This window comes from Micromonospora sp. M51, assembly GCF_018070305.1.
Taxonomy (GTDB): Bacteria; Actinomycetota; Actinomycetes; order Mycobacteriales; family Micromonosporaceae; genus Micromonospora; species Micromonospora parva.
The window spans coordinates 1-6,806 of sequence record NZ_JAGPXZ010000304.1 but is presented as its reverse complement, the minus strand read 5'-3'; the positions used below and the strand labels follow the sequence as shown (position 1 = coordinate 6,806).

Annotated in this window: 4 protein-coding genes; 1 reads left to right on the top strand and 3 read right to left on the bottom strand. The window is 71.0% G+C overall.

The window, feature by feature from the left end:
* Nucleotides 1-29 precede the first annotated feature (29 nt).
* Nucleotides 30-1,142: a GNAT family N-acetyltransferase gene (locus KBX53_RS17440; RefSeq protein WP_030331510.1), complete on the bottom strand. Its 1,113-nt coding sequence runs from the start codon at nt 1,140-1,142 to the stop codon at nt 30-32.
* Complete coding sequence (locus KBX53_RS17435) at nt 1,139-2,290, bottom strand: GNAT family N-acetyltransferase (RefSeq protein WP_030331508.1); 1,152 nt, start codon at nt 2,288-2,290, stop codon at nt 1,139-1,141. The genes KBX53_RS17440 and KBX53_RS17435 overlap by 4 nt, the downstream gene beginning before the upstream one ends.
* Nucleotides 2,291-2,458: 168 nt before the next feature.
* Between KBX53_RS17435 and secA the strand changes: the two genes are divergently transcribed.
* Nucleotides 2,459-5,386, top strand: coding sequence for a preprotein translocase subunit SecA (secA, locus tag KBX53_RS17430; RefSeq protein ID WP_210860380.1), 2,928 nt, complete (start codon nt 2,459-2,461; stop codon nt 5,384-5,386).
* 569 nt (nt 5,387-5,955) lie between these two features.
* Here secA and KBX53_RS17425 read toward each other — a convergent pair.
* On the bottom strand, nt 5,956-6,549 hold the full coding sequence (locus KBX53_RS17425; RefSeq protein WP_030331505.1) for an Rv3235 family protein: 594 nt from the start codon (nt 6,547-6,549) through the stop codon (nt 5,956-5,958).
* Between the last annotated feature and the right edge of the window lie 257 nt (nt 6,550-6,806).

Here is a 6,806-nt window from a genome sequence, read left to right as displayed (position 1 = left end):
CCACCCCCCACAACTCCCTGCCGCCGTTCTCAGCGCAGGTCGGTGGGGAGCAGCGCGAACGTCAGATCGTCCAGGCGGGTGCCGTCCAGGCCGGGCAGCCGGCCACGCTGGAGCCCCTCCCGCTGGAAGCCGACCCGCTCCAGCACCCGGTGCGAGGCGACGTTTCCCGGCACTGTGCCGGCGACCAGCCGGGTGACACCCGCCGAACCGAACGCCCACGCGGCGAGCAGCCGGACCGCACGGGTCGCGTACCCCCGGCCCCGCCACTCGGGTAGCAGCGCGTAGCCGACCGAGCCCTCACCGCTGGCCGCGTCCGTGATCGACATCCCGCAACTGCCCGCCGGCGCGCCGCTGGCCACGTCGACGATCATCAGCCGGGCGATGACACCGGTGAGCCAGGCGCTCTCCGCCAGCAGGCAGCGCCGTTGCGTCGCCTCGGGCGTCGGCGGCACCGGCGGGGCCTGGTTGGCGACGACCTCCGGTCGGCTGTGCAGCCGGTGCATCAGCTCCGCGTCGTCCGGCGCGAGCCGGCGCACTGTCACGACACCGTCGGTGAGCAGCCCGCCGGGCAGGTCGGGCAGCAGGCGGGCGGTCGGGCCGGGCGGGTCGTCGGCGAGGCGTACCCAGGCCAGCAGGTCGTGGCGGTCCCCGTTCCGGCCGGATCCGGCCGACCGGCGCGAGCCCTCGTAGCGGTAGCCGGCGGCCAGCGCGACCCGCTGACTCGACGCGTTCTCCGGCTCGGTGAGCAGCTCCAGGCGGGCGGTGCCGGCGGCGAACGCGTGGTCGCTCAGCGCGCGGGTCGCGGCGGTGGCGACCCCGCGTCCGCGCGCCGCCGGCCGCACCCAGTAGCCGATCTCGACCTGACCCCGGGCGGACACCGGGTTGTTCAACCCCACCGCGCCGAGCAGCCGGTCGGTGGCCGGGTCGGCGATGGCGTACGCGGCGCCGCCGCCGGTCCAGGCCGCCGGAGCGCCCACCTCGATCCACCAGCGGGCGTCGACATCGGTGTACGGGGCTGGCAGGTTCGACACGAACCGCTGGCTGACCGGGTCGGCGCAGCCGTCGACCACGTCGGCGGTGTCCCCGGTGTGAAACGGCCGCAGCCGCACCCCGTACGCCTCGATGACCTCCTGCTCGGTCACGCCAGATCCTCGGCGAGCAGCGCGGCGACCCAGACGTCGGCCCGTTCGCCCCGGTGCGGTACGGCACCCCGGGCGGTCCCCTCGAACGAGAAGCCGGCCTTCTCCGCCACCCGACGGGAGGCGTCGTTGCCGACGTTCGCCTTCCACTCGATCCGGGCCAGACCCAGCGCGGTGAAACCCCAGGCACTCAGCGCGAGCAGCGCGGCCGTCATGTAGCCGCGACCACGGGCGTCGGGCGCGGTCATGAACCCCACGTCGGCCAGCAGCGGGTCGGTCGGGGAGAGCCGCAGGTCGATGGTGCCCGCGTAGCTGTCGTCCTGGTCGGCGATCACGAAGCAGGCGGCGTCGCCCCGGGCCCACAGCGCCTGGCAGTGCTCCTGGTACCACAGCGCGTCGGCGTGGTCGTACGGGTCCGGCACCGTGGTCCAGCGGATCGACTCCGGGTCCCGGCAGGTCCGCACCACGGCGCCCAGGTCCCGCTCCTCCATGGGCCGCAGCCGCAGCTCGCCCGCCCCGGTGGTGGCGAACAGAACGGGCTGCGGGCGGCCGAAGACGGCGGCCCGGCGGGCGGCGAGGGTGCCCGGCTGGGCCGGCCCGGGCGACCCGGCGGCGGGCACCTCGCCAGGCAGCAGCGAACCGATCCAGCCGTCCGCCACGCCCTCCAGCGCCGGGTTGGCCATCCGCAACCGGCCGTCGACCCGGAAACCGGCTCGGAGGGCCACCAGCCGGGAGGCGTGGTTGCCCACCTCGGCCTGCCAGATGAGCCGACGCAGGCCGACGGTGTCGAAGGACCAGCGGGCCACCGCCCGGGTGGCCCGGACCATCACGCCCCGACCACGCGCCCACGGTGCCGTCCAGTAGCCGACCTCACCGGTACCGTCCTTGTCGATGGAGATCAGGCCGTTGGCGCCCAGCAGCTCACCGGTGCCCGGGTCGCAGACCGCGAACGGTGCCCCGGTGCCCTCGGCCCAGGACTTCTGGCTCATCTCGGTGACAAATCCGTGCGCGTGTTCCGGCCGGTATGGGCGCGGTACGGTGGTCCAGCGCTGAATGTCGGGGTCCTGGCAGGCTCGGTGGACGGCCTCGGCATCCGCCTCCCGCCAGGGTCGCAGCAGCACGCCGTCCTCGATGATCTCCACGGGCTCCACTCGTGCATCCTGCCGTAGCGTTCGCCGACGGCGTAACCGGATAACGTTTGGGGCGAGCGCAGGACGCGAGTTATGTCGGGTTCCGCGGGGTCGAGCACCGCCACCAGTGACCATCGCGCCGATGGAGCGCCTACGATGGTTCGAGACTGTCTAGGGGAGCGTTGATCCGTGTCGATTCTGGAAAAGGTCCTTAACGCGGGCGAGGGCCGCATGGTGCGCCGCCTCAAGGCGATCGCCAATGCCGTCAGCTCGATCGAGGACGACTACGTCAACCTCACCGATGAGGAACTGGCCGGCATGACCGAGCAGTTCCGAGAGCGGCTCGAGGAGGGTGAGACCCTCGATGATCTGCTGCCGGAGGCGTTCGCGGTGGCCCGCGAGGCGGCCGCCAGGGTGCTGGGCCAGCGCCCGTACGACGTCCAGGTGATGGGCGGCGCGGCGCTGCACTTCGGCAACATCGCCGAGATGAAGACCGGTGAGGGTAAGACGCTGACCTCGGTCATGGCCGTCTACCTCAACGCGCTCTCCGGCAAGGGCGTCCACGTCATCACGGTCAACGACTACCTCGCCCAGCGTGACGCGGCGTGGATGGGCCGGGTGCACGAGTTCCTCGGGCTGACCGTCGGCGTGGTGCTGCCCAACCGGCCGGCCAGCGAGCACAAGGCCGCCTACGAGTGCGACATCACCTACGGCACCAACAACGAGTTCGGCTTCGACTACCTGCGCGACAACATGGCGTGGTCGAAGGACGAGCTGGTGCAGCGCGGGCACAACTTCGCGGTGGTCGACGAGGTCGACTCGATCCTGATCGACGAGGCCCGCACCCCGCTGATCATCTCCGGCCCGGCCGAGCACTCCGCCCGCTGGTACGGCGAGTTCGCCGGCGTGGTGGCCCGGCTCCAGCCCGGCACCGACGGCGAGGGCGACTACGAGGTCGACCACTCCAAGCGCACCATCGCGGTGACCGAGCGGGGCGTCGCCAAGGTCGAGGACCGGCTCGGCATCGACAACCTGTACGAGTCGGTGAACACCCCGCTGGTCGGCTACCTCAACAACGCCATCAAGGCCAAGGAGCTCTACAAGCGCGACAAGGACTACATCGTCAGCGACGGTGAGGTCCTGATCGTCGACGAGTTCACCGGTCGCATCCTGCACGGCCGTCGCTACAACGAGGGCATGCACCAGGCGATCGAGGCCAAGGAGGGGGTGGAGATCAAGCAGGAGAACCAGACCCTGGCCACCATCACCCTCCAGAACTACTTCCGCCTCTACGAGAAGCTGTCCGGAATGACCGGTACGGCCCAGACCGAGGCGAGCGAGTTCAACAAGGTCTACAAGGTCGGCGTCGTGACGATCCCGACCCACCGCCCGATGGTTCGCGAAGACCGGCCGGACGTCATCTACAAGACGGAAAAGGCCAAGTTCAACGCCGTCATCGAGGACATCGCCGAGCGGCACCAGATGGGCCAGCCGGTGCTCGTCGGCACCGTCTCGGTGGAAAACTCCGAGATCCTCTCCCAGCTCCTGCGTCGCCGGGGCATCCCGCACAACGTGCTGAACGCCAAGTTCCACGCGCGGGAGGCCGAGATCGTCGCCCAGGCAGGGCGTAAGGGCGCTGTCACCGTGGCGACCAACATGGCCGGTCGCGGCACCGACATCCTGCTCGGCGGCAACGCCGAGTTCCTCGCCGCGAACGAGCTGCGCCAGCGCGGCCTCGACCCGCTGGAGAACGAGGAAGAGTACGCCAAGGCGATGGAGGAGGTCCTTCCCAAGTGGAAGCAGGCCTGCGACGCCGAGGCGGAGGAGGTCGCCGCCGCCGGTGGCCTCTACGTGCTGGGCACCGAACGGCACGAGTCCCGGCGGATCGACAACCAGCTGCGCGGTCGCGCCGGCCGGCAGGGCGACCCGGGCGAGTCCCGTTTCTACCTGTCGCTGCAGGACGAGCTGATGCGGCGCTTCCGGGCCGGGGCCGTCGAGGCGGTGATGGAGCGCTTCAACATCCCGGAGGACGTGCCCATCGAGTCGAAGATGGTCACCCGGCAGATCAAGAGCGCCCAGGCCCAGATCGAGGGCCAGAACGCCGAGATCCGCAAGAACGTGCTCAAGTACGACGAGGTGCTCAACAAGCAGCGCCAGGTCGTCTACGCCGAGCGGCTCCGGGTGCTCAACGGTGAAGACCTCTCCGACCAGGTCCGCAACATGATCGACGACACCGTCGAGGCGTACGTGCGGGGTGCCACCTCCGAGGGCTACGGCGAAGACTGGGATCTTGAGCAGCTCTGGTCCAGCCTCAAGCAGCTCTACCCGGTCAGCGTGACGATCGAGGAGTTGGAGGAGGAAACCGGCGGCTCTCGGGCCGGCATGGACGCCGACTTCCTGGTCGCCCGCCTCAAGGAGGACGCCAACGCCGCGTACGACCGGCGGGAGGAGCAGCTCGGCACCGAGGGCGTCCGCCAACTCGAGCGGATGGTGCTGCTCCAGGTCATCGACCGCAAGTGGCGCGAGCACCTCTACGAGATGGACTACCTCCAGGAGGGCATCAACCTGCGCGCGTACGCCCAGCGCGACCCGGTGGTGGAATACCAGCGCGAGGGCTTCGACATGTTCGCCACGATGATGGAGGGCATCAAGGAGGAGACCGTCGGTTTCCTCTACAACATCGAGGTCCAGGTCACCGAACCCGAGCCGGAGGCGGGGGCCGACGAGGTCACGCTGCTCGACAAGCCGGTCGAGATCCGGGCCAAGGGCCTCAACCAGGCACCGCGGCGGCAGGGCCTGCAATACTCCGCGCCCACCATCGACGGCGAGGCCAGCCCCGGTGCGGTCGCCGTGGAGCAGGCCGAGCAGCAGGCTCCGGCGCTCGGCGTTGGCCGACCGGCTCCGGGTGCCCCGGCGGCACCGGGGCAGAGCGCGCCGTCCGCTCCACAGCGGCCGGCATCCGGGCTGCGTGGCCCGGCTGTTCCGTCGGCTGCCGCCCGTCGGACGGCACCCAACCAGGCCGAGGCGAGCAACGGCCCGTCCCGCAACGCGCCGTGCCCGTGTGGCTCGGGCCGCAAGTACAAGCGCTGCCACGGCGCCCCCAACGGCGGCAACTGACCGACAGCGTCCGCGCAGCGACAGTCCCTGACCGACGGGTCCCGGCCGACCAGGCCGGGGCCCGTCGGTGTCTGCCAGCCCCGCCGGCCCGACAAACCACCTGCCTGGGCGGCCCTCCTCGGGTGACACGCACCCGCACACCGTGATCACCTCGCCTTCATGAAAATCGGGCCATCACCCACAGCCGGACAACCCGATTTCCTGAAACCGGAGTGGATCACCCGGTCTGGCCCTGGCCTGGCTCGGTCCTGCCCTGGCTCGGTCCTGCCCTGGCTCGGTCCTGCCCTGGCTCGGTCCTGCCCTGGCTTAACCCTGCCCTGGCCCCGTCCGGCCCTGGCCCTGGTCCAGCCCTGGCCCGGCCCTGTTCGGCCCGGCCCTGTTCGGCCCGGCCCGGCCTAGTCCTGCCGGCCCGGCCCTGTTCGGCCCGGCCCGGCCTAGTCCTGCCGGGCCGGCCCTGCCTGGCTTGGCCCCGGCCCTGCCTGGCTTGGCCGGCTCGTCCTAGCCCGGCAGGGCTCGGGTTGGAGCCGTCCTGGGCGCGGCCAGGTGACCGATTGGGGCCGGGAGTGTGGTCAGAGCACGTGTAGGGCGGTGCAGAGCCAGCGGCCACGACGGTGCTCCAGGCGTACTGCCATCGCCCAACTTCGGCCGCTGGCGCCGGTGAGGACGGCTGCCGCCTCCACAGCGGTCTCCCTGGGCTCGCAAACTCGCAGGCGTAGCAGCCGAACCAGTGGTCGGCCGGTGCGACGGCGGGTTGTCCCGGCCCGGCCGGACGCGCGGGCGAGTTCGGTCAGCAGGTCGGCTGCTCGGGCCGGGTCGAGCAGCGCTCGCACCTGGTTCGGCGAGCGGTAGCCGTTGACCACCTCCACGCACGTGCCGACGAAGCGGTGCGCCGCTCGGGTGGTCTCCGGAGCAGCCGTCGGCGGTAACGACGCGACGGGATGGGTGGCGGGTCGGTTGGGCACCGGGCGCAGCGGTGTTCGGCGTTCCGGCGGCCGGAGGGGGAGGGGTCTGGTGGAGGCGAACAGGTCGAGGGCGAGCTGACCGTCGGTCGGTGCTGGCCAGTACGCCCCGTCGGTCTCGTCGACGTACGGCGGGTCGAAGGGCGGGACGGGGCGCAGTCGCACGGGTGGTCGGGAAGGACCGGGTCGTGCTCCGCTCATCATGGCCCCCTTTGATCTTGCGTTTGCCTTCGTTTGCCTCCGACAAGCTCGATTCTGAGTGAGACAACTGTCTCGGTCAATGGCTTCCCGGTACCCACGACCAACAAAGGCCCTTGATCCACTCGCGTTTCTTGATACCGCGGTACCGCGGCGGCCTCGATGCCCCGACTTCCGAAAACCCGAGTGGATCAAGCCAGGTCGGACGCCCGGACCGCCCACGGCCGTCAGGCGAAGGGCTGGCTGAGGGGTCGATCGTGACG